This is a genomic window from Nocardia asteroides (assembly GCA_019930625.1).
Taxonomy (GTDB): Bacteria; Actinomycetota; Actinomycetes; order Mycobacteriales; family Mycobacteriaceae; genus Nocardia; species Nocardia sputi.
This window is the reverse complement of the sequence record CP082844.1, coordinates 4,008,385-4,030,043: the sequence shown is the minus strand read 5'-3', so window position 1 is coordinate 4,030,043 and position 21,659 is coordinate 4,008,385. Positions and strand designations below refer to the sequence as shown.

The 21,659-nt window shown below is 68.9% G+C and carries 22 protein-coding genes, 1 tRNA gene and 1 pseudogene; 7 read left to right on the top strand and 17 right to left on the bottom strand.

Annotation, left to right across the window (positions count from 1 at the left end):
- Positions 1-16: 16 nt before the first annotated feature.
- The 4 genes from K8O92_18520 to K8O92_18505 form a co-directional block, all read right to left on the bottom strand.
- On the bottom strand, positions 17-469 hold the full coding sequence (locus K8O92_18520; protein ID UAK29973.1) for a flavodoxin family protein: 453 nt from the start codon (positions 467-469) through the stop codon (positions 17-19).
- A gap of 24 nt (positions 470-493) precedes the next feature.
- Positions 494-994 (bottom strand): hypothetical protein, encoded by a 501-nt coding sequence (locus K8O92_18515; protein UAK29972.1) that lies wholly within the window; start codon positions 992-994, stop codon positions 494-496.
- A gap of 52 nt (positions 995-1,046) precedes the next feature.
- Entirely contained in the window at positions 1,047-1,793 is a 747-nt protein-coding gene (gene dapB, locus K8O92_18510) for a 4-hydroxy-tetrahydrodipicolinate reductase (GenBank protein ID UAK29971.1), read from the bottom strand.
- A gap of 101 nt (positions 1,794-1,894) precedes the next feature.
- Entirely contained in the window at positions 1,895-2,329 is a 435-nt protein-coding gene (locus K8O92_18505; GenBank protein UAK29970.1) for a hypothetical protein, read from the bottom strand.
- A 76-nt stretch (positions 2,330-2,405) separates the two neighbouring features.
- Between K8O92_18505 and K8O92_18500 the strand changes: the two genes are divergently transcribed.
- Positions 2,406-2,840, top strand: a complete 435-nt coding sequence (locus K8O92_18500) for a MarR family winged helix-turn-helix transcriptional regulator (protein ID UAK29969.1) — start codon at positions 2,406-2,408, stop codon at positions 2,838-2,840.
- Between the two features lie 56 nt (positions 2,841-2,896).
- Here the strand turns inward: K8O92_18500 and K8O92_18495 are convergent, their stop codons facing one another.
- A complete protein-coding gene (locus K8O92_18495; protein UAK29968.1) occupies positions 2,897-4,009 on the bottom strand; it encodes an alcohol dehydrogenase catalytic domain-containing protein in 1,113 nt (370 codons plus the stop codon).
- A gap of 159 nt (positions 4,010-4,168) precedes the next feature.
- Here K8O92_18495 and K8O92_18490 point away from each other — a divergent pair, with 159 nt between their 5' ends.
- The 3 genes from K8O92_18490 (at position 4,169) to K8O92_18480 (ending at position 5,635) form a co-directional block, all read left to right on the top strand.
- Positions 4,169-4,558, top strand: coding sequence for a VOC family protein (locus K8O92_18490; protein ID UAK35789.1), 390 nt, complete (start codon positions 4,169-4,171; stop codon positions 4,556-4,558).
- Between the two features lie 94 nt (positions 4,559-4,652).
- Positions 4,653-5,045, top strand: a complete 393-nt coding sequence (locus K8O92_18485; protein UAK29967.1) for a DUF4440 domain-containing protein — start codon at positions 4,653-4,655, stop codon at positions 5,043-5,045.
- 158 nt (positions 5,046-5,203) lie between these two features.
- Complete coding sequence (locus tag K8O92_18480; GenBank protein ID UAK29966.1) at positions 5,204-5,635, top strand: YbaB/EbfC family nucleoid-associated protein; 432 nt, start codon at positions 5,204-5,206, stop codon at positions 5,633-5,635.
- Positions 5,636-5,849: 214 nt separating this feature from the next.
- On the opposite strand, the gene K8O92_18475 is transcribed toward K8O92_18480, so the two are convergent.
- Positions 5,850-6,338, bottom strand: a complete 489-nt coding sequence (locus K8O92_18475) for an FBP domain-containing protein (GenBank protein UAK29965.1) — start codon at positions 6,336-6,338, stop codon at positions 5,850-5,852.
- Positions 6,339-6,459: 121 nt separating this feature from the next.
- Here K8O92_18475 and K8O92_18470 point away from each other — a divergent pair, with 121 nt between their 5' ends.
- Positions 6,460-7,518: a YihY/virulence factor BrkB family protein gene (locus tag K8O92_18470; GenBank protein UAK29964.1), complete on the top strand. Its 1,059-nt coding sequence runs from the start codon at positions 6,460-6,462 to the stop codon at positions 7,516-7,518.
- A 241-nt stretch (positions 7,519-7,759) separates the two neighbouring features.
- On the opposite strand, the gene K8O92_18465 is transcribed toward K8O92_18470, so the two are convergent.
- Entirely contained in the window at positions 7,760-7,909 is a 150-nt protein-coding gene (locus tag K8O92_18465) for a hypothetical protein (protein UAK29963.1), read from the bottom strand.
- A 393-nt stretch (positions 7,910-8,302) separates the two neighbouring features.
- Between K8O92_18465 and K8O92_18460 the strand changes: the two genes are divergently transcribed.
- Positions 8,303-9,256 carry a helix-turn-helix domain-containing protein gene (locus K8O92_18460; GenBank protein ID UAK29962.1) on the top strand — a complete coding sequence of 318 codons (954 nt, stop codon included), beginning with the start codon at positions 8,303-8,305 and terminating at the stop codon, positions 9,254-9,256.
- 50 nt (positions 9,257-9,306) lie between these two features.
- Here the strand turns inward: K8O92_18460 and K8O92_18455 are convergent.
- The 7 genes and pseudogenes from K8O92_18455 to K8O92_18425 all read right to left on the bottom strand — a co-directional run bounded on the left by K8O92_18455 (position 9,307) and on the right by K8O92_18425 (position 16,911).
- Positions 9,307-10,118: pseudogene (locus tag K8O92_18455) on the bottom strand (RNA polymerase sigma factor SigF).
- A 336-nt stretch (positions 10,119-10,454) separates the two neighbouring features.
- Positions 10,455-11,126, bottom strand: coding sequence for a PAS and ANTAR domain-containing protein (locus K8O92_18450; protein UAK29961.1), 672 nt, complete (start codon positions 11,124-11,126; stop codon positions 10,455-10,457).
- Between the two features lie 482 nt (positions 11,127-11,608).
- Positions 11,609-12,607, bottom strand: a complete 999-nt coding sequence (locus K8O92_18445) for a hypothetical protein (protein ID UAK29960.1) — start codon at positions 12,605-12,607, stop codon at positions 11,609-11,611.
- A 70-nt stretch (positions 12,608-12,677) separates the two neighbouring features.
- Complete coding sequence (locus K8O92_18440; protein ID UAK29959.1) at positions 12,678-13,910, bottom strand: glycosyltransferase; 1,233 nt, start codon at positions 13,908-13,910, stop codon at positions 12,678-12,680.
- Positions 13,911-14,581: 671 nt separating this feature from the next.
- Entirely contained in the window at positions 14,582-14,905 is a 324-nt protein-coding gene (locus K8O92_18435; GenBank protein UAK29958.1) for a cold shock domain-containing protein, read from the bottom strand.
- Between the two features lie 657 nt (positions 14,906-15,562).
- Positions 15,563-15,638, bottom strand: a tRNA-Gly gene (locus K8O92_18430).
- A 70-nt stretch (positions 15,639-15,708) separates the two neighbouring features.
- Positions 15,709-16,911 (bottom strand): MFS transporter, encoded by a 1,203-nt coding sequence (locus K8O92_18425; protein UAK35788.1) that lies wholly within the window; start codon positions 16,909-16,911, stop codon positions 15,709-15,711.
- A gap of 105 nt (positions 16,912-17,016) precedes the next feature.
- On the opposite strand from K8O92_18425, the gene K8O92_18420 reads away from it, so the two are divergent.
- Complete coding sequence (locus tag K8O92_18420) at positions 17,017-17,343, top strand: ArsR family transcriptional regulator (GenBank protein ID UAK29957.1); 327 nt, start codon at positions 17,017-17,019, stop codon at positions 17,341-17,343.
- Positions 17,344-17,361: 18 nt separating this feature from the next.
- Here the strand turns inward: K8O92_18420 and K8O92_18415 are convergent, their stop codons facing one another.
- From K8O92_18415 to K8O92_18405, 3 genes are all read right to left on the bottom strand, one after another.
- Positions 17,362-17,784, bottom strand: coding sequence for a hypothetical protein (locus K8O92_18415; GenBank protein ID UAK29956.1), 423 nt, complete (start codon positions 17,782-17,784; stop codon positions 17,362-17,364).
- 153 nt (positions 17,785-17,937) lie between these two features.
- Positions 17,938-19,278: an insulinase family protein gene (locus K8O92_18410; protein ID UAK35787.1), complete on the bottom strand. Its 1,341-nt coding sequence runs from the start codon at positions 19,276-19,278 to the stop codon at positions 17,938-17,940.
- Between the two features lie 38 nt (positions 19,279-19,316).
- Positions 19,317-21,593 carry a polyribonucleotide nucleotidyltransferase gene (locus K8O92_18405; protein UAK29955.1) on the bottom strand — a complete coding sequence of 759 codons (2,277 nt, stop codon included), beginning with the start codon at positions 21,591-21,593 and terminating at the stop codon, positions 19,317-19,319.
- Positions 21,594-21,659 lie beyond the last annotated feature (66 nt).

Here is a 21,659-nt window from a genome sequence, read left to right as displayed (position 1 = left end):
CCATAATTCGGGGGATTCAGGCCATGAGCCCGGCGGCGAGCGTGGCGCCCAACTCCCAGCACCGCTGGAGGTCCTCTTTGGCGGGCGGACCGGAGACCACGACCGTGGCGGCGGCCTGCTCCCACCCCAGTCCGGTGGTGATGCCGGCGACCCCGCGCTCGGCGCCCTCGGTGCCTTCGTTGCCGTGCAGGTACAAACCGTACGGGCGGCCGCGCGTGGAATCGAGACACGGATAGTAGATCGTATCGAAGGCGTGTTTGAGCGCGCCGCTCATGTAACCCAGGTTCGCCGGGCTGCCCAGCAGGTATCCGTCGGCGGCCAGTACGTCGGGAGCGGTGACGGCCAGTGCCGCGCGGCGCACGACCTCGACACCTTCGATCTCGGGGTCGGTGGCGCCGGAGACAACGGCCTCGAACATCGCCTGCATATGCGGAGACGGCGTGTGATGGATGATCAGCAACCGGGCCACCCCTGCGATGGTATCGGCCCGCTGTCAGCGGGTGTCGCGCTCGTGCCGTTCCAGTGCGACCGCACGGCGCATCGTCTCCCTGGCCCTGGTGCGGTCACCGGCGTAGTCGTAGGCGCGCGCGAGACGGTAGGAGACGCGCCAGTTGTCCGGGTCGGCCTCCCACTCCGCCTTGACCGTCGCGAACAGTTCGTCGGCGGCCGCGCGTTCGATGCGGCCGGACGGCAGCCGTGGCAACTGCGAGGTGTCGAGTTCGAGGCCCTCGTCGTGGATGCGCCGTGCCAGATGCTGATGGGCGAGCGCGGCGCGCACGGTGGCGACGACGATCCACACGCCCAGCAGCGGCAGGATCAGCACGCCCACGCCGATGACGATCGCCGCCACGTCGCCGGAACCGATCAGACCGACCGCTATCCGGCCGAGCAACAGGAAATAGAAGCCGAGCACCAGGATGAGCGCCGCGATCAGCGCGACCACCTTGACGACTTCCCCGCTGCCCTTCCGATCCGCCGGCTCCGCGCCGCTCACCGTCGCGCTCCGCCGGGGTTCGGCGCCATCCGGTGTGCTCGCCACCGCTCGCTCACAGGTCCAGGAACGGGTCGAGCCCGACGGTGAGACCGGGGCGGTTCGCGATCTCCCGCACGCCGAGCAGCACACCGGGGGCGAACGACGAGCGGTCGATCGAGTCGTGCCGGATGGTGAGGGTTTCGCCCTGGGTGCCGAACAGCACCTCCTGGTGAGCGACCAGACCGGCCAGGCGCACCGAGTGCACCCGCACTCCGTCCACGTCGGCGCCGCGCGCACCCTCCAGCTCGGTGGTCGTGGCGTCGGGACTGCGGTCCAGACCCGCTTTGTCGCGTGCGGCGGCGATCAGGCCCGCGGTGCGATAGGCCGTGCCGGACGGCGCGTCGGCCTTGTTGGGATGGTGCAGTTCGATGACTTCCACCGACTCGAAGAACCGGGCGGCCTGCTCGGCGAAACGCATGGACAGCACCGCGCCGATGGCGAAGTTCGGTGCGATCAGCACGCCGACCTCCCGATGACCGGCCAGCCAGTCGCGCACCTGCGCCAAGCGGGCGTCGTCGAAGCCGGTGGTGCCGACCACCGCGTGGATGCCGTGCTCCACCAGGAACCTCAGATTCCCCATCACCACGTCCGGGTGGGTGAAATCGACGACGACCTGCGTATTCGCCGCGGTGAACGTGTCGAGCGAATCATCTTTGTCGACGGCGGCGACCAGCTCCAGGTCCTCCGCCGCCGTCACCGCCGCGCAGATCGCCTGTCCGACTTTGCCACGCGCTCCGAGCACTCCGACCCGAATGGTCACCGCACCTCCTCGTTCCGCTTCGGTCGGGGATCAGCCTAGTGGGCGCGGCAGGAGGCAGTCCGGTCGCCGCCCGTGCCGGTCCCAGCGAGGAGGCGGGCCGCCTATCCCACCGGCTCGCGGTCGCCGGGCGGGGCCGCGAGGTTCCCCGCCATCCGTTGCAGCGACCGCACGGTCTCGGCGAACTGCTCGTCGGTGATGCCCTCCGCCATCTGGCGCCTGCGCAGGCCGATCCGGGCGAAGGCCTCGTCGTGCGCGCGACGGCCCGACTCGGTCAGCGAGAGCACGCCTCCGTCGTCGCGGACCAGCCCGGCGGCGGTGAGCTCGGCCAGTTCGGTGGGCCACTCGGCATCGTCGGCCCAGAAGGCGTCGAGGGCGTCGTGGACGTCGTCGGCGCGCTGCCGCCCCTTCACCAGCGAATGCAAGGTCTGCCAGCGTCTACGGCTGAGCCCGCCCGCGGCGAGGTCTTCGTCGAAGCGCTGGTTTATCAGTCGATCGAGTTCTACGAGCCAGTACCCGATTCCGCGCTGGATGGCCATGTTCAGCTCCCGTGCATGCCAAGCTACAATTACATGTAATTTTACATACAAATAGCGGCCGTGACGGAGGGAGCGAATGGACGAGCACGACACGATCACCATCGCCGTGGCAGCGGCGATGGTGCGGATCCGCCGCAGGCAGACCCGTGGCGCGCTGAGCGGCGGCGCGATTCCCGTCGCGGTGTTCCGCGTACTCGACGCCGTCGCCGACGGCGCGGCCGACACGGTGGGCGGCCTCGCTCCCGCGCTCGGTGTCGACCAGCCGCGGGCGAGTCGCCTGGTGGCGCAGGCGGTTTCCTCCGGCCTGCTGGAGCGGGTCGCCGATCAGCGCGACGGGCGGCGTTCGGTCCTGCGCCTGACCGCCACCGGGTGCCGGGCCACGGCCGAGGCCAGAGCGGACAGGTGCAGCGCCATGGCCGCGGCCATGGCGGAGTGGACACCCGCCGAGCGGGTCGAATTCGCCCGGCTGCTGGAACGATTCGTCGACGGAATGGATCGGATCGCCGACTGAGCGGCCGTCGTGACCCGATGGTCACGGAATCCGGGCGAGACTGTCGGCAGGCCCGTTCAGTCGAAGACGATGACCTGGCGCAATGCGTGGCCCGCGGCGAGTTCGTCCATGGCGCGGTTGATGTCCCCGAGGCCGACGTGCGCCGAGACGAGCCGCTCCACCGGCAGACGTCCCGCGCGCCACATCCGGACGTACTCGGGGATGTCGCGGGACGGCACGGCGGAACCGAGGTAGCTGCCGACGATGGACCGCCCTTGGGCGACCAAGGCCAGCGGGGAGATCGCGGCGCGGGCATCGGGGGCGGGCAGTCCGACGGTGACCGTCGTACCACCGGGCGCGGTCGCCGCGACGGCCGTCTCGAAGGCGCGGATGTTGCCCGCGGCCTCGACCACCACCTCGGCCTGCACACCCAGCTCGGCGACCTCGGCCGGCGTGTACGCCGCATGCGCGCCCAATTCCCGTGCCAGGGCGAGTTTGTCCGGCACGGTGTCGACCGCGATCACCTCGTGTCCCTCCGCGGCGAGCGAGACCGCGACCAGCACCGCCGCCATACCGACGCCGCCGAGACCGACGACCATGATCCGATCCCCGGTTCCCGGCCGCGCCGAATTGAGCAGGGCCCCACCGCCGGTCAGCACAGCGCAGCCGAGGACAGCCGCGACCTCGGGCGGCACGTCGTCGTCCACCGCGACCACCGATCTGCGATCCACCACCGCGTAGGTGGCGAACGCGGACACACCCAGGTGGTGGTGCACCTCGACCCCGTCGCGAACCAGTCGCCGCCCACCGTTGAGCAGTTCGCCCGCGTTGTTGGCGATACTGCCGGGCACGCAGGGCGTGCGGCCGTCGGTCGCGCAACCCGCGCATTCGCCACATCGCGGCAAGAAGGTCATGACCACGCGCTGCCCGACCGCGATGTCGCCGTCACCCGGGCCGACCGCGGCCACCCGCCCCGCGGCCTCGTGTCCGAGGAGCATGGGCACCGGCCGCACTCGGTTGCCGTCCACCACGGACAGGTCCGAATGGCACAGCCCCGCCGCCTCGATCCGGACCAGCAGTTCGCCCGGCCCCGGCTCGCGCAGCTCCAGATCGCACACGGTGATCGGCGTCGATCCGGCGAACGGCGCCGGCGCCGCGATCCGCTCCAAGACCGCTCCACGAATCTTCATCCCGCCGACGCTACCCCCACGACGGCTCGGCACACCGGGTCGGAGCACTGGCGGTCGCGCGAAGCTGGTGTTAAGTTGGTCGGCCGTGACGGTGCTCCCGTTGGCCGCCTTGTACCGAGCCCGGGGTCGGGACCGTCACGTTTCAGAGGAGAGACTCCACTGTCCGTACAGTTCGATCACACCATTGTCGGCTGCCGGGACCATCGCATATCCGCCGAATTCTGGGCGGACATCCTGGGACTGGAAGTCGGCGCCCCCTGGGGGCCGTTCATTCCGGTCTCCTTGCCCGGCGGCGTCACCTTCGACTTCGCGAACGTGCCCGCCCAGATCACCGACATCCAACCCCAGCACTACGCCTTCTTGATCTCCGAGACCGAATTCGACACGGCCTACGCCAAGATCCGGCGGTACGAGGTGGATCATTGGGCCGACCCGCAGCAGCGGCGGCCCGGCGAGATCAATCACAACGACGGCGGTCGCGGGGTGTACTTCCTGGATCCCAGCGGTCACTTCCTGGAGTTGATCACCGTCCCGTACGGCGGCGGCTGAGCTGACGCCCGTCCGGACCGCGCTACCGAGACCCGATGACGCACCGAAGAGCTTGTCCCGCAAGCGGCGACCAGCGGCGCGTACGATGCCGCGCATGGGTGTCGATCTGGTCGACGTGGTCGAGCGCTTGCACGCCGACCTCGCGACGTGGCTCGGGTCGCAGGCGCCGATCGAGGTCTTCGAGCGGTTCGCGGCGGCGCAGCACGAGCGCTTCAGCATGGTGACGACCGGTGGCCAGGTGCTGGGGCGCAGCGCGTTGACAGCGGGGCTGCGCGGTGCGGGAAACTCCGTGCCCGGCTTGCGCATCGAGATATCCGACGTCGAAGAACTCCTGTGGTCCGGCGACATCGCGGTCGTGCGTTTCCTGGAGACGCAGCGGGCCGCGGAGAACGTCACCCACCGTCGGGTGACAGCCGTGCTGACGATCGGCGATCCCGGTGAGGTCCGCTGGCTGACGGTGCACGAAACCGAGGCCGTGCCGGCCTGACCATTCCCAGCCAGGGGGATGTGCGTGCTGCGGCGGCGCCCCGGGTGCCGGACAATTCCCGCCTACGTTCTCGGACGCGGGTGCGTCGCCGGTCGCGATTCGGCGTATGCGGCGAACCCGCGCTTCGACGGTCCGGGACGACGGACTCGAGGAGGTCGGTGCCGGTGGATCGGTGGGAACGCGACGGGCTGCGCTCGGCCAACAGTGGAATGCGCAATCAGGTGGAGCACATCCTGGATGCGCTCGCCGAGCAGCGTACCCACTTGTCGGAGGTGCGCGAGAAGCTGTCGGCGGTGCGGTGCACGGCCGAGTCGGCGGACAAGCTGGTGGAAGTGACCGTGGACGCCGGGGGCGTCCTCGTAGACGTGCGGTTCAGCCCCACCGCTGTGAAAAGCACACCGGAACAGCTGGGCCGTTCGGTCACCGAAGCGGGCAGGCAGGCGGCGCAGCTGGCTCGTGACCAGCACGCGGCGATCATCGCCCCGCTCGTCGCCGAAACCGAAGCGATACCCGACCTGCCCGATCTCGTCCCGGGCGCCCCCAGCCTGCGGGAGGTGTGGGAACCCACGCGCCACGACTCGCCGGGCTAGGCGCTCAATGCTTCCGGAGCCGTGATTCCTCGCCGGACGGGACGGTCCGGCCGATCCGGACCGACTCGACCGGCGAGGAATCACGGCCACCAAGGCTGCTGCAGGATAGGAAAACCCGGGTGGCTCGACCGCGCGGTTCTCGAGTGTCGGCACATGGCATCTACCTCCGTTCGTGCGGGCAGCGCGCCGGCTGCCTGATGGATGGGCGAAGTGATCAGGAGTAGAGCTTGGCGAGGAACGTGTTCATGTTGTCGCGCACCCGCTCGGCCTTCTCGACGGTCGTGAGATCTTCCCGGTAACGGCTCCCGAGCACGGGCCGCTTCTTGTTCCGCGCGTACAGCGAGCAGGCGAGATCGGTGCACATATAGGCGCCGACCGAGTTACCCTTGCGGCCGGATTCCCCGGCTTTGTGCGCGGTCATCAGCGAGACCCCTCCGCCGGTGTGGGTGGTAAGGCAGATCGTGCACATCTGCGCCCGTCCGGTGCCGGCGGTGGCAAACCGCAGTGCGACGCCGACCAGGCGATCGTCCTGCGGGACGACCAGGTAGCCGCGTCCGGGGAAGGACGGATCGCTCCAGCCGAGGAAGTCCAGGTCCGCCCAGGGTCGCTCGTCCAGGTCCCTCGGGACGGGCAACCGCTTGGCGTCTCCTTTCGAACAGTTGACGAACGACGATCTGATGTCGCGTTCGGTGACGGGTTCCATGACGAAAGCTCCTTCGGTTGATCAGTGGACAGAACCGAAGCGAGGCTACGGTCGGCGTGCTGACCGAACAACGGATTTTCCGGCTGGTCGGTCTCCGTCCGGTGACCGAGTCGGCGTTCCGATGAAGGCCGCCCACGGGGCCGCGGATCATCGAACCCCTCGGAGGTCACGGCGGTTTCGAGGCGCGCACGGCGGGTATCGCGCCGCCAGCGGGAGGTGCGAGGTGGCGCAAGACCTACAGAAGAAGTTCGCGCCGCACCGTCGGCTGCGCGGGCCCGCGGATCTGCCCGGGCGGTCGTGGTGGGGTGTGGTCAAGCGGTCGGTCGTCGAGTTCCAAGAGGACAATCTCAGCGACTGGGCCGCGGCTCTCACGTATTACAGTGTGCTGTCGCTGTTTCCGGGTTTGATCGTGTTGACCGCCGGGCTGGGCATGCTCGGACGGGACGACACCCTGACGTTGGTCGACGCCATTCGCGAGATCGGGCCGGGCAGCGGAACGGATCTGCTCATCGACGCGATCAACGATATTCACGAGGCGCAAGCCCCGGCCGGCCCCCTGGCGTTGCTCGGGTTGGCGTCCGCGCTGTGGACCGCGTCCGCTTACATCGGCGCGTTCATGCGCGCGACCAACGCGATCTACGACATCGCGGAAGGACGGCCGATCTGGAAGACGGTGCCGGTGCGGGTGGCCCTGACCGCCACGGTGGTCGCACTGCTAGGCGTTTGCACGGTCGGTGTCGTGGTCAGCGGGTCGCTGGCCGACCAGGTCGGTCGGTGGCTCGGGCTGGGGCAGGCCACGATCACGGTCTGGGGCATCGCCAAGTGGCCGATCATGATGGCACTGATCAGCCTGGTGTTCGCTCTGCTGTACTGGGCGGCGCCGAACGTGCGACAGCCGGGGTTCCGGTGGCTGACGCCGGGAAGCGCGCTGGCTGTCCTGCTCTGGGCGGGGGCGTCCTGGGGATTCGCGTTCTACGTCAGCCACTTCGGCTCCTACAACCGGGTATACGGCTCGCTGGGCGGCGTCGTCGTCTTTCTCGTGTGGTTGTGGATCTCGAATATCGCGGTCTTGCTCGGGGCGGAACTGGATGCCGAACTGGCACGGGCGCGCAACATCGCCCACGGTCATCCCGAAGACGCCGAGCCTTATCTACCGCCGCGCGACGATCCCGACGAATGAGCAAGCGCGGCAAGGAATCCGCGGACATCTGCGGCCGAAAGACCGAGACGGTGACGAGTTGACCACGGCTCCACGGCATTTGAGCCGAGCCGGTGGCGGTAACCGAAACCCGCCCGGACGAACTGCGGCGTCACCGCGAGGAACTCGCCGAAGCCGTCGGGCTCTGGAACCGGGAGAACGCCGGATGACCGTTCCGGAGGTCGGCGGCACGGCGCCGCCGACCTCCACGGCCGCCGATCGGTCACCGCTGATCGGTCTCGGTGCTCTTGCCTGCTTCCCGCATCGCTTCGGCGAGCTCACGGCGTAGACGCTCGGCGTTCGCCTCGTCGCCCGCGTCCTCGGCGGTGGTGATGTCCTGCCGCAGTTGCGCGAGCGTGTCCTGCGAAACCATGGGGCCTCCTCGTCTTTCCGGACGGTTTCGTGTGGAGGGGCGACGATGCACCCTCTCGATCAGGGTGGCCGCTCGGGCGAGGTCGAAACACTTCCGCGAGCGGCGGCGACGAACCTGCGGTGAGCCGCTGGACTCGGTTCGGCACGAGTGCCGCACGGCAGGAGCGTGCACGTCCGACGATTGAAGCCGGGTCGATCGGGTATTCGCCCATTCGTGTGTCCGGGCTTGCGAGCGCGGTCGCGCCGCGTGGTACCAACCGCTCCTAGCCACCCGTCTACCGACGTCAACGGTTGTGACCAGTCCGTACGCCGAGCAGAGCCGCTCGATGAACCACTACTACGACGCGCTGGCGAGACGGGACGCCGTACCGGAATGAGCAGGAGTGTCGCATCGATGGAGTCATTCGCCTTCCAGAGCGACAGCTTGAGTGATACCGAGGAATTCCTCAACCTCAACTACACCAAGATGCGGATCGGCAACGATACCGGGAGACCGGTTCGGACGACCATCACCCGGACGTTGCTGGGTCCGGTCGACCTGGACGATTTCGAGCTGCGCTTCGACATGAGCTACAACGCGCAGCCGTTGGGCAAGATTTGCCTGTGCCACGTGGAGACCGGCGCGATCGAAGAGAACTATTTCGACAGCGGTACCGATTTCTTCCGCCCCGGAGAGGTCGGGCTGCTGACTCCCCCGGACCTGCCGTATTCCGGCGTGATCCACCACGCCCGCTACAGCATCACGATGTTCGACCCCGCCCTGCTGACCCGGGTCGCCGCCGCCACCCCCGGCCACGACGCGGAACCGGTGCGGCTGACGGGTCACCGGCCGGTCTCACCGGCCGCCGCTCGGCACCTGTCCTCCGTGCTGGAGCACATGCGCGGCATCGCGGCCGACCATACGACGCGCGAACAACCGCTGATCACCTCGAACGCCGCGCAGTACCTGGCCGCCAGCGTGCTGCACGCCCTCCCCAGTACCGCCCACACCGATCCGACGGCGAGCGATCGCAACGACGCCCGTCCCGATACGGTGCGGCGGGCACTGGCGTACCTCGAATCACATGTGTGCGACGACATCGCCGTCGCCGATATCGCCGCGGCCGCCTACGTCACCCCTCGTGCGCTGCAACTGGCGTTCCGGCGCCACCTCGACACGACGCCGATGACGTATCTGCGGCGGCTTCGCCTGCGCGGTGCGCACGAACAACTGCGCGACGGCTCGCCCGACGACGGTCACACGGTCACCTCGATCGCCGGAGCGTGGGGCTTCGCTCATCCCGGACGATTCGCGACCGCCTACCGCGAGGCGTACGGCCGATCCCCGCATACGACTCTCCAATCCTGACCCGTCCGGCGTGGCTGGTCGGCCTCGCGCGGACGGTATCGGTACCGCGATCAGTCGCGAAGGGCGCGTTCTCGCAGGTCGGCGAGGGTTCGCGACAAGACGCGGGAGATATGCATCTGCGAGACGCCGAGCACCGCGGCGATCTGCGCTTGCGTACGGCCCTCGAAGAAGCGCATGCGCAGCACCCGCTGCTCGCGCTCGGGCAGTTCGGCGAGCAAGGGAGCGACCGCGAGGGCCTCTTCGGTCAGCTCGTAGGAAGGATCCTCCGCGCCGAACGTCTCGGCGATCGGCGCGCTGCCGGTGTCGTCGTCCTCGATGACAGCGTCGATCGAGTTGGTGGAGTAGGCGTTGCCCGCCAGCAGCGCTTGTGTGACCTCCAGCAGGTCGATGTTCAGCTCCACGGCGATCTCGAGGGCGGTGGGCATCCGTTGCAAGCGCTGGGAGAGCTTCTCCACGGCCGGACCGATGGACAGCTGGATCTCCTTGATCCGGCGTGGCACCCGCACGGCCCAGCTGTGTCGCGAAAATGGCGGCGCACCTCGCCCATGATCGTCGGGACGGCGAACGACAGGAACGAGGGTCCGCGCGCCGGGTCGAAACGGTCGACCGCGAGGACCAGCCCCACCGAGGCGATCTGGTAGAGATCCTCATAGTTCTCCCCGCGACCGACGAAGCGGCGGGCGATGTGCTCGGCCAGCGGCAGGCACCGGCGCACGATCGCTTCCCGCAACTGCGGACGTCCGGGGTCGCTGTCGTCCATCGCGGACAATTTCTCGAGCCACGGTTCGATGCCGTCGTAGCTGTCGGTTCCGCGCCGCGTCCGGCGCGGCGTCGCGGTCCTGTGCGCGGTCGCCAATGCCATGAGCTTCCTCGATTTTCTCTTCCAGCGATCGACGCGCTCGCGAGTTCGTGAACGAGGCGACGATCGCCGAGTACCGTCCTGCGGCTACGTCAAGCGTTCGTGGGCGGTCTTGTTCGTATTTCGGACAGGTGGCGGGATAGTTGTTCGTTCTCGGCACCCCCGTCGTCGAGGAGATGCCGCAGCGGCTGCGGCGCGCCACCGGAGGAGTGCTGCCGGTGGGCCGCGTCCACGAAGTTCCCGCGATGTCTCCCTGGACCGCCTTCGGTCCGTACCGTCGCGTCATCCGCCCGCACGGCGCCGGACGACCGGGACTCGCGCGGACCGCCTCCACCACGATCAGTCGCGCGGTATGCGGTGGTGGACGGTGAGCAGGATGTGGTCGAACGCGGCGACCAGATCCGGTGGGGGCGGCGGCACCAGCGGAAGTTCGGCGATCAACTGCTGGGCGAGCGCGCGCAGCTTGGTGTTGGTTTCCTGGGAACGCCACCGCAAGACCTGGAACGCTTGATCGGCGTTGATCTGGTAGATGCGCATGAGCACGCCCTTGGCTTGCTCGATCACCGCGCGATTCTCGTAAAGCCCGGGCAGAGTCGCGGCGAGCATGGCTTGATGAGCCTCGGCGAGAGTATGGGACAAGTCGACGTAGAAACCGGAGGTGCCGACCGCGGCGCCCGTGTCGTCCAGTATCCGATCGGCGACGACGAGCACGGTGTGTTCCTGGCCGGACAGGTCGATGAACCGATGCCGGCTCGAGAAGGGCTCGCCGTGGTCGATTGCGCGAGTGATGGTCTCGGCGACGTGCGTGCGGTCGTCGGGATGTTTGTGCGCCAAGAGCAGCTGTGTGGTGGGTTCGATCTCACCGGGCCGATACCCGTGCATGCGATAGACCTCGGGAGACCACTCCCAGCGGCGAGTGCCGAACCAGAACCGGAAACTTCCGATCGCGGGCTGGTCCGACGGTGACGGGGTGGTCACAGCGGACGCGCGGGGCCCGATGCGTTGGATCATGAATGCAATGCCTCTCCGACGAACAAGGGGCTTGCGGCCGCAACGAGGCACCCTGACCGCCGACGTCCCCCGAGGGGACACGCGGACATGGGCGCGCTTCGGCCGAGAATCCGCTGTTGACTCAACGGCCGGCGCGCGACCCATCGTGTCGGCAGCCGGTGACCTGCCCAACCAGTATGTCATCCGTCGCCGGCTCCGGCACGGCGGTACTCCTTCGGCCCGGAGGGCGACGCGAATCGAGCTGCCGGACTCCCATGAGTCGACCGCCTGCTACGCAAGGCATTCGAGTCGCCGATGCCGCGAATCCGCTACCCGTTGCCCTCGGCTCCCGATTCGGCGCGTACGCAGACGAGGACGCCGCCGCGAGGGCACCTCGACCCCGATGCTCGGGAGACGGCACAGGCATCACCCATTCCGCGGGATCCCCCGGCATGCTGGGCGGGTACGCCGATCGGCGAATTCCCCGAGCCGCAGCGCGCGGGTCAGATCCACCGGCTGTCTGCGTACACACCGGAGAGCACGGCCGATTCGGATTCCGAGAACGCGGCGGCGGCGCCGGAGCCGACGAACTCGGCCGCCGCGACCACCGCACGCCGCACCGCGCTTTCCGGCTCGCTGCCCTCGCCCAGAAGGGTTGCGGCAGCGACGGAGAAACTGTCACCCGCACCGCACGTGTCGCTGCCGTCGGGTGCTTTGGCGGCGGCGGGAAGCGGGATGCGCAGGCGTTTACCGGAAGCACGCAGGCAGACCAGGGCGCCCTCCGACCCGAGCGTGACCGCGATCGCCGCAACGGCCCATCCTTTGGCGAGCCTCCACAGATCCGGCCCCTCGTCGAGTCGGCCGGACAGCATATCGAGCGCTTCCGCGCGATTCGGGGTGACCAGGGCCGCCCCCGGAATCGGTACGGGTCCGCGCGGGTGGGGATTCCAGACGACCGGCACTCGTTTCGCGTGGTCGCGCAGCAGCGCGCGAATTCGCGGGTGGGCCGCGGTACCGCGACCGTAGTCCGAGACCAGTACAACGTGCGCCGCCGCGACCGCGGCGTGCGCCTCCTCGGGCAGCGGATCCGTGCCGACTCGTCCGGTGCCGGAATCCATTCTGGTGATCAGGACGGGTGGCCGAGCCTGCCTGGACCGGGTGCGCCCGTTCGGACTCGCCCACGGGCCGACCGCTCGCACTCGTTGCTTGCAGACCGTCGAACCACACATGGGGAGCCCGATGACCCGCACGTGCCGGTCCAGCAGCGCGCGCAGCCGCGCAGCCGCCTCGTCGGCGGCGAAGCCCGCGATGAGGACGACTTCCCGGTCGCCCGCCGCGGCGAGCCGGGCCGCCAATCCGGCGCCACCCGGACGGAACGTCCGGTGCGCGACATCGACGACAGGAGCCGCCGACTCCGAGCAGCGCCGGTCGGCCCGACCGTCGAGGTCGATGTCGAGCAGCGCGTCGCCGATCACGACCAGCGGATCGCCCGTTGCCGTCACTTCCGCTCCAGCACGGCTTCCGACGCCGCGCGCGATCCGCTCCGGCCGAGTCCCCGTGCCGGTCGCCGGTTCACGTCGCTCCCTCCGGCGTCGCTCCCGGCGCGATGATGGGCGGCTCGCCGTGGGCGAAGCGATCGGTAGTGACGAACCGGTAGGCGTCGAGCGTCCGGGCGCCGATCCGGTCCCAGGAGTAGCCACTGCGGACACGCCGCAGTCCCGCCGCACCCCACGTCTGGCGCAGGCCTGGGTCCTCCAGCAGTGGGCGGACGGCCTCGGCCACCGCCGCCGACGTGGCGGGGGCGACCAATCGTCCGGTGATCCCGTCGCGGACGGTATCGAGCAGGCCACCGACGGCGGTGGCGACCACGGGCTTGCCGCACGCCATGGCCTCGAGCGGCACGATGCCGAACGGCTCGTACCAGGGCGTGCACAGCACCACATCGGCGGAGCGCAGCAGCTCGGGCATCGCCGCGCGGTGGATGTGCCCGAGCAGGCGCACCCGCTGCGCCACGCCGTATTCGGCGGCCACACCGCGAAGGCGGCGGATCTCCGGATCATCGCCGGATTCGCCTCCCGCGATGACCAGCTCGGTGTCGGGCAAGCGCGAGAGAGCCGCGATCGCGAGGTCGAAACCCTTGCGCGGCACCATCCGTCCTACGGAGACCAGCCGGTGTGTTCGGCCGCGCCGGTCAGCGGGCCCGTCCGGGGCGAACCAGTCGAGGTCGACCCCGCAGGGCACCACCGAGATCCGCGGCCTCGGCACCCCCATCCCGGACAGTTCGTCCACCTCGTCCGAGCAGGTCGCCACCACATGCGCGGCGCGATGGGCGATGATCCGCTCGATATGGACCCGCGCGGGTGGGCTGGTGTCCGCCGTCCCCTGGTACCGCCGCTTGACGCAGCCGAGGGCATGGAAGGTCATCACGAGCGGGATCCGCAACTGCCGCGCCGCCGGCTCGGACGCCACACCCGACATCCAGAAGTGGCCGTGCACCAGGTCGGGCGGGCACGCGGCCCAGTGCGCCCGCAAGAACGCGCAGAACTCGCCGAGGTAAGGCATGATCCGGTCCTTGGGCACGTACTCGGCGGGACCGGCCGGGACGTGGACGACTCGGTAGCCCGCGCCGGTCATGACCTCTTGCTCGGATTGGGAGCCGTCGTGCCTGGTGTAGACCGTGACGTCGTGCCCGCGTCGCGCGATTGCCGCCGATAGCTCGGCGACGTGGACGTTCTGGCCACCGGCGTCGACACCACCGAGTTGCGCCAGCGGGCTGGCGTGGTCGGACACCATCGCGATCTTCACTGCTGGCTCCGTTCGTCGAGGGCGACTGGACGACTAGCGCAGTAGCGGATCCGGGCCTCGCGTCGACAGCCCGATAGGTGCTGACATGCCCGTACCGACCGCACCGAAACATGAAGTCACGACCACCGCGCGGTTTGCGTCCCGCGGCCTCGGGTAGAGCGACGACATTGCTTCCGGCGCGTCGTAGTCCCCGCAGGAGGTCGCATGCGACAGCCGAACCACGCGATCACCTGCGCCGAACCAGCTGCCCCTCGTCCGGTACCGGGCCCGCTGGGACGAGTTTGCGGCCCGGACCTGCACGCTGCCGTTCCACTACCACCAGCACGAGACCTTGCGAGCGCTCGAGGTCGTTGACCTGGCGGGCACGGCGCCCGTACTGTTCGAACCCCGTCTCGAATCGACGCCGGCCGATCGGTCCGCTGCCGAGCCGATTCTGCGTGACCTGCGCGGGCCGTGGACCACTGCTTGCCCGGTCTGCGATCGCGACTGCACAGACGAGAGACTCCCCCGATGGCCCGCACGACGTGTCGTTCGTGGCAGGCGTGCCGACCGGGGACGTCTGCCGCGACATCGATGAACTGCTCGATCAGTCGCTTCCGATGTGACCGAACCGATCGGTCGCGGCGGACGGCCGCCGAAGCGTAGCTCGGCCCCGGCTCGGTCCGCGGCCTTCACCTACCGAGTGGATAGGGGCGGGCTGTGTACGGGCGTACGGTCGCCGCTTCGGGGCCGCGGTCGGTGACGGTGGTGGTGAACACGACGGTCTGGCCGGGGGCGAGGGTTTTGTATCCGCGCGTGTCGATGGCGCGGAAGTCGACGAATACCGGGCTCGTGCGGTCGTCGGGTTCGAGGTAGCCGAAGCCCTTTTCGGTGTTGAACCAGGCGACGGTACCGTGGCGCCATTCGGTGGTTGTGGCCGGAACGAGGGTGTCCCGGTGGGTGCGGAGCGGATGCGGAAGTCGAGTGTGGATCCGGGAATGCGTCGTGCTGGTCATGACAAGCGTGCACCGAGATTCGGGTCGGAAGGCCAAGAGATAGTCGTCGGCAGGCGTGCCGCTATCGGTGGTCGGCGACGCTATCGGTGGGAATCGTCGAGTTCGGCACGTTGGTCATTTCTCCGGGCGCGGGCGGTCGTGACTACGGGAGCCGCGGGCCCGGACGCCGGTGCCGGGCCCGCGTCGGAAGAGAGTGACGTGACGGTTCGGTTGGTCCGCGGCTCACCTGCCTTTCTCATCGTTTGTCTTCACTGTGGATGACCCGACTCACCTCATCTACCTTGTCGAGTCCACATAACCTATGCCTTTGCAGATAGATTCCTTATAGCACTGTCGAAAAGTTGATGCAAGTGCTGATAGAGGAAGGCTTCGGAGGGCTGCGCATGTGTCCACGACACGCGACAAATCCGCAGCCGCCATGCCACGCGAGCAGTCGGCGCGCGGAGCACTGAATCGACTCGGCCGCTCGGATGCGGCACGGAGACTCGGACCTTCGGGCGATCGACACCAACCGACATCAGGGCTCCGGTACCGCCCCGATCCAGCGGTCTCGGGCGGAGGTATCAACCGATGCATAACAGATCGGGATCGCCGAGCGACATGCGAATCCGCAACCGAGATACGCGTCCGAGCCGACGGCGATGAGAGGGAAAATCGTGGAGCGGATGACGGGATTCGAACCCGCGACCCTCACCTTGGCAAGGTGATGCGCTACCAGCTGCGCTACATCCGCACTCGCATCGCGTGTCCACGATGCGACACAGAACATTAGCGGACAGTCCTGACAAAAAGCCAATCGCCGTTCATGCCCGCGGGACCGCCGCCCGGTTGCGGCGCAGGCCGAGCCCGGCCGCGATCAGGCACGCCAGAGCGACGACACCGACGAACCAGGGGAATACGGTGCTCAGCCCCCAGGTGGTGGCGGCCCAACCGGCCAGGATGGTGGGCAAGGCCATGGCGGAGTAAGCGAGCAAGTAGTACGCCGACATCGTCTCGCCGCGTTTGTGTTGCGGCACGACCTCCGACAGGTGGCGCAGCGAACCGCCGAAGCCGAGGCCGAAGGTGGCGCCGAGCGCGACACCCGCGGCCAGCACCGCGACCCAGTTGTGCGTGGCCAGCGCGGGCACGGTCAGCAGCAGCGACAGCGCCATGCCGGTGTCGCCGAGGATCGCGGCCCATCGGGCGGGCACGCCGGTCGCGAACAGTTGCGCGGTGGCGCCGGACAACGCCGTCGAGGCGACGACGGCGCCGCCGAAGACCAGATTGTGGATGCCGGTCTGCTGCGCGGCCAGCGAGGGATACAGCGACAGCAGCACGCCCAGCACCGACCAGGCCGCCATCACCCCGATCGCGGAGAACCAGAAGTCGGCGCGAATCTCCTGCGGCACCGCGGGTCTGGCGATCCGGATACGCCCGGCCACCCGGGCCGAGTGCGGTTCACGCAGCGCGAGCACGCCGACGCCGATCGCCAGGCAGACGACGGTGATCACGACGTAGGGCGTGCGCAGCGGATGCGGCGCGTACTGCGCCAGCAGTGCCGAGCCCAGGATGGCCACGGCCATCCCCACATTGAACGCGACGCCGCTGAGCTGCCCGGATCGCGCGCCGCGGTGCGGGCGCAGATCAAGCAGCGCGGCGGCGCCCGCCACCACCGTGGAGCCCACCGCGAGGCCGTGCAGCGCACGCGCCAGCAGCAGCATGGACACGCTGTCGGCGAGCACGAACACCCCCAGTCCGGCGACCATCGTGGCGAAAGCTCCGAGCAGCACGGGCTTCCGGCCGACCACGTCGGAAATGCGCCCGGACACCAGCACCGCAACCAGCGCGGCCACCGCATAGACGGCGAACACCAGGGTCGTGGTGAGCGGCGAGAGATGCCACTGCTGCTCGTAGATGCCGTAGAGCGGCGCGGGCACGCCCGAAACCCCCAGCGCCACACCGCTGGCGGCCAGGACCAGAGCGTAGGCCCAGCGCTGCGAGGCCTGCTCATCGACGGCCACCGCCATCGTCGCTGCCATCGACCCTCCGATCAGGTAAGTTTGATGATGATCGAACCGCAGTCGACGATACATCCGGTACGACGATCATCAAACCTAGGAGTGAGCCAGATCATGTCCGATGTCCGCGACGTGGAGCAGGCGCCACCGGTGGCGGCGCTGCCCACCGTGCTCAGCGCGCTGCAAGATCCGGTGCGCCTCGAGATGGTGCGCAGGCTCGGCAACGCGGGCACGGCGGTGCGCTGCGGCGCGCTCTACGAGGCGATCAACAAGTCGACGGCCACCCACCATTTCAAGATCCTGCGCGACGCGGGCGTCATCGAGCGCTTGATCATCGACGGACACACCTGCCAGCGCCTGCGCCTCGACGACCTCGAGTCCGCCCTGCCCGGACTGGTTCCGACGATCGTCGCGGCCGCCAACCGCGCTCGCCGCGAGTGATCCGGAAGGGGCGCGCGCTCAGCAGGCGTCGAACCGCCACTTCCCGTCGATGAACGTCCACGTCTTCGGCTTCGGATCGTCCTCGGCCGCGCGGGCGTCGAAGTTCACGACCGTGACCGTCCCCGTCGACCCCGACGTCGTGACGGTGACCTCCGACGGCTTGGACTTCAGATCCCGTCCATCGTAGAGCTGCGCCATGGCCGCCACATAGTCGTCCTCGTTCAGCGTGAGCCTGCAACGCGCGGACCGGAATCGATACGCGGCGGCGTAGTCGTGGCTCGCCAGTGCGTCGTTCATCTCGGTGGCTTCCTCGCGCAGCGCGGACGCGGTCGGCTCGCCCGCCTTGCCTGCGTCCGCGTCCGTTCCACCGCACCCGGACAGCACGAGGATCGGCATCGAAACCGCGCCCAGCGCGCGAAGGGCACGATTCGTTCGGTTCATCTCGACTCCTTGCCAGAGATCGCCGGATCCGACACCCGGACAATCGAGTTCAACGCCCTCCGGCGAGGATCGCCGGCCGGGCGGCCGAAACAGTATCGCGGCGAGGGAATTCACGCCAAGCCGCGAACCCCTCCCTCACGGCTCGGGCCAGGATCAGCTCGGCACCAGCCGCCGGACGGCAGCGGGGAGATCGCGGGTGCGCTTGTACGGTCCGGCGACCGACGCGGCGAAAGGCCGCGCCAGCAGCGTGCGCGCGACGGCGGACACTTCGTCGGTGGTGACGGCGTCGATGCGGGACAAGGTCTCGGACACGCTGCGATGGTTGCCGTAACTCAGTTCGCTGCGCCCCAAACGATTCATGCGCGAGGCGGAGTCCTCCAAGCCGAGCACCAGCCCGCCGCGCAGCGAGCCCTTGGCCCGCGCGCACTCGGCGTCGCTGATGCCGTCGGCGGCGACTTCCTCCAGTACGCCGCGGGCCAGTGCCGCCACCTCGCCGAGATTCTCCGGCTGGCAGCCGATGTAGACCGAGAACGCGCCGGTGTCGGCGAAGGTGTCGACGCTGGAATACACCGAGTAGGCCAGCCCGCGTTCTTCCCGGATGCGTTGGAACAGACGGGAACTCAGCCCGCCGCCGACCACCGTGTTGAGCACCGACAGCGGCCACCGTAGGTCTCCCTCGTGGCGCCCGAAGGCGCGCACGCCGAAAGCCAGATGAGCCTGCTCGCTGTCGCGATGACTCCAGTGCAGCTGCGGAGCGCCGTGCGGCCGGAATCGGCCCTCGCGCCGCGGCGCGGGCGCCGCCGCCGGGTCGAGCCGGTTCTCGAAAGCGCGGTGCACCAATTCCACGGTGTGGTCGTGCTCCACGTTGCCCGCGACCGCGACCACCATACGCTCCGGCCGGTAACGCCGAAGATGGAACGAGCGCAACTGCGCGGCCCGCATCCCCTCGATGGACTCGATGGAGCCGATCACCGGGCGCCCGATCGGGTGATCGCCGAACAGCGCGGACAGGAAGGAGTCACCGACCAGGTCCTCGGGGTCGTCGTCGCGCATCGCGATCTCCTCGAGCACCACCTGCCGCTCGACGTCCACGTCCGCGGACCGGCACAGGCCGTTGAGCACCACGTCGGAGACCAGGTCGACGGCCAGCGGCAGATCCTCGTCCAGGACGTGCGCGTAGTAGCAGGTCTGTTCCTTCGCGGTGAACGCGTTCAACTCGCCGCCGACGGCGTCCATCGCCTCCGCGATGTCCAGGGCCGAGCGCGTCGGCGTCGCCTTGAACAGCAGGTGCTCCAGGAAGTGTGCGGCACCCGCGACAGTCGGGCCTTCATCGCGCGAACCGACCCCCACCCAGACGCCGATAGAGGCCGAGCGGACCCCGGGCAGATGCTCGGTGACCACGCGCAACCCGCCGGGCAGCACGGTGCGCCGCACTCCCCCGTCCGTGTCCGCCCGCAGCTCGAGTGACGAACCCCCCTGCCCGGTGCTGAGCAGAGGGGTTGTCGTCTTCTTCTTCGTCACAGGGACAAGTACTACTCGGTCCCGGCCGAGCCCGCATCGGCCGTGTCGTCGCCGGGCTCCTCGGCGTTCTCCTCGACCGGCACGAGCGAGATCTTGCCGCGGTTGTCGATGTCGGCGATCTCCACCCGCAGCTTGTCGCCGACGTTCACCACGTCCTCGACCTTGGCCACGCGCTTGCCGTTACCCAGCTTGGAGATGTGCACCAGGCCGTCGCGGCCCGGCAGCAGCGAGACGAACGCGCCGAAGGCGGTGGTCTTGACGACCGTACCCAGGAAGCGCTCGCCGACCTTCGGCAGCTGCGGGTTGGCGATGGCGTTGATCGCGTCGATCGCGGCCTGCGCCGAAAGGCCGTCGGTCGCGCCGACGAACACGGTGCCGTCGTCCTCGATGGAGATGTTGGCGCCGGTGTCCTCGGTGATCTGGTTGATCACCTTGCCCTTGGGGCCGATCACCTCGCCGATCTTGTCGACCGGGATCTTGATCGCGGTGACGCGCGGCGCGTACGGGCTCATCTCGTCCGGGGTGGCGATGGCCTCGGCCATCACGTCCAGGATCGTGGTGCGCGCGTCGTGGGCCTGGCTCAGCGCGCCGGCCAGCACCTGCGAGGGGATACCGTCCAGCTTGGTGTCCAGCTGCAGCGCGGTGACGAACTCCCGGGTGCCCGCGACCTTGAAGTCCATGTCACCGAAGGCGTCCTCGGCGCCGAGGATGTCGGTCAGCGCGACGTAGCGGACCTCTTCCTCGCCTTGGTCGTTGGTGATGGTGTCCGACACCAGACCCATCGCGATACCGGCGACCGGCGCCTTCAGCGGCACGCCAGCGTTCAGCAGCGACAGGGTGGAGGCGCACACCGAACCCATCGAGGTGGAACCGTTGGAGCTCAGCGCCTCCGAGACCTGGCGGATGGCGTAGGGGAACTCCTCCTGGCTGGGCAGCACCGGGATCAGCGCCCGCTCGGCCAGTGCGCCGTGGCCGATCTCGCGGCGCTTGGGCGAACCGACGCGGCCGGTCTCGCCGGTGGAGAACGGCGGGAAGTTGTAGTGGTGCATGTAGCGCTTGCTGGTCTCCGGGCCGAGCGAGTCGACCTGCTGGGCCATCTTCACCATGTCCAGGGTGGTGACGCCCAGGATCTGGGTCTCGCCACGCTCGAACAGCGCGGAGCCGTGCGCCCGGGGCACCACCGCGACCTCGGCGGACAGCGCGCGGATGTCGGCCAGGCCGCGGCCGTCGATGCGGAAACCGTCGGACAGGATGCGCTGGCGCACCAGCTTCTTGGTGACCGAGCGGAACGCCGCCCCCAGCTCCTTCTCCCGTCCGGCGAAGTCCTCGACGAGACGCTCGAGGACAGCGAGCTTGATCTCGTCGATCTTCTCCTCGCGCTCCTGCTTGCCGGAGATGCTCAGCGCCTCGCTCAGCTCGCGCTTGGCGGTGCCCTCGACGGCCGTGTACACGTCCGCGCCGTACGGCGGGAAGAGCGGGAACTCCTCGGTGGGCTTGGCGGCCAGCTCGGCCAGGTCCTGCTGCGCGCGGCACAGGCGGGCGATGAACGGCTTGGCGGCCTCGAGGCCTTCGGCGACGACGGCCTCGGTCGGCGCCTGCGCACCGCCCTCGATCAGCGTGATGACGTTCTCGGTCGCCTCAGCCTCGACCATCATGATGGCGACGTCACCGGAGTCGACCACACGGCCGGCGACGACCATGTCGAACACGGCGTCCTCGAGCTGCTCGGTGGTCGGGAAGGCGACCCACTGGCCATCGATCAGCGCGACGCGAACGCCACCGACCGGGCCGGAGAACGGCAGACCGGCGAACTGGGTGGACGCGGACGCGGCATTGATCGCCACCACGTCGTAGAAGTCCTTCGGGTCCAAGCTCAGCACGGTGACCACGACCTGGATCTCGTTGCGCAAGCCGTCGACGAACGAAGGGCGCAGCGGCCGGTCGATCAGGCGGCAGGTCAGGATCGCGTCGGTGGAGGGGCGGCCCTCGCGGCGGAAGAACGATCCGGGGATGCGGCCCGCGGCGTACATCCGCTCTTCGACGTCGACCGTCAGCGGGAAGAAGTCGAACTGGTCCTTGGGCTGCTTGCCCGCGGTGGTGGCCGACAGCAGCATGGTCTCGTCGTCCAGGTAGGCGACGACGGAACCGGCGGCCTGCCGGGCAAGACGTCCGGTCTCGAACCGGATGGTGCGGGTGCCATAGGCGCCGTTGTCGATCAGCGCGACGGATTCGAAAACACCGGGCTCGACCTCGACGGCGGAGCTCTTGCGTTCAGTTGTTTCGGTCATTCTTCTCTCTCAACCTCTCGTCTTCGCCGGCTCGAGCGCCCGGTGGGCGCGATCCGGCTGTCGTCA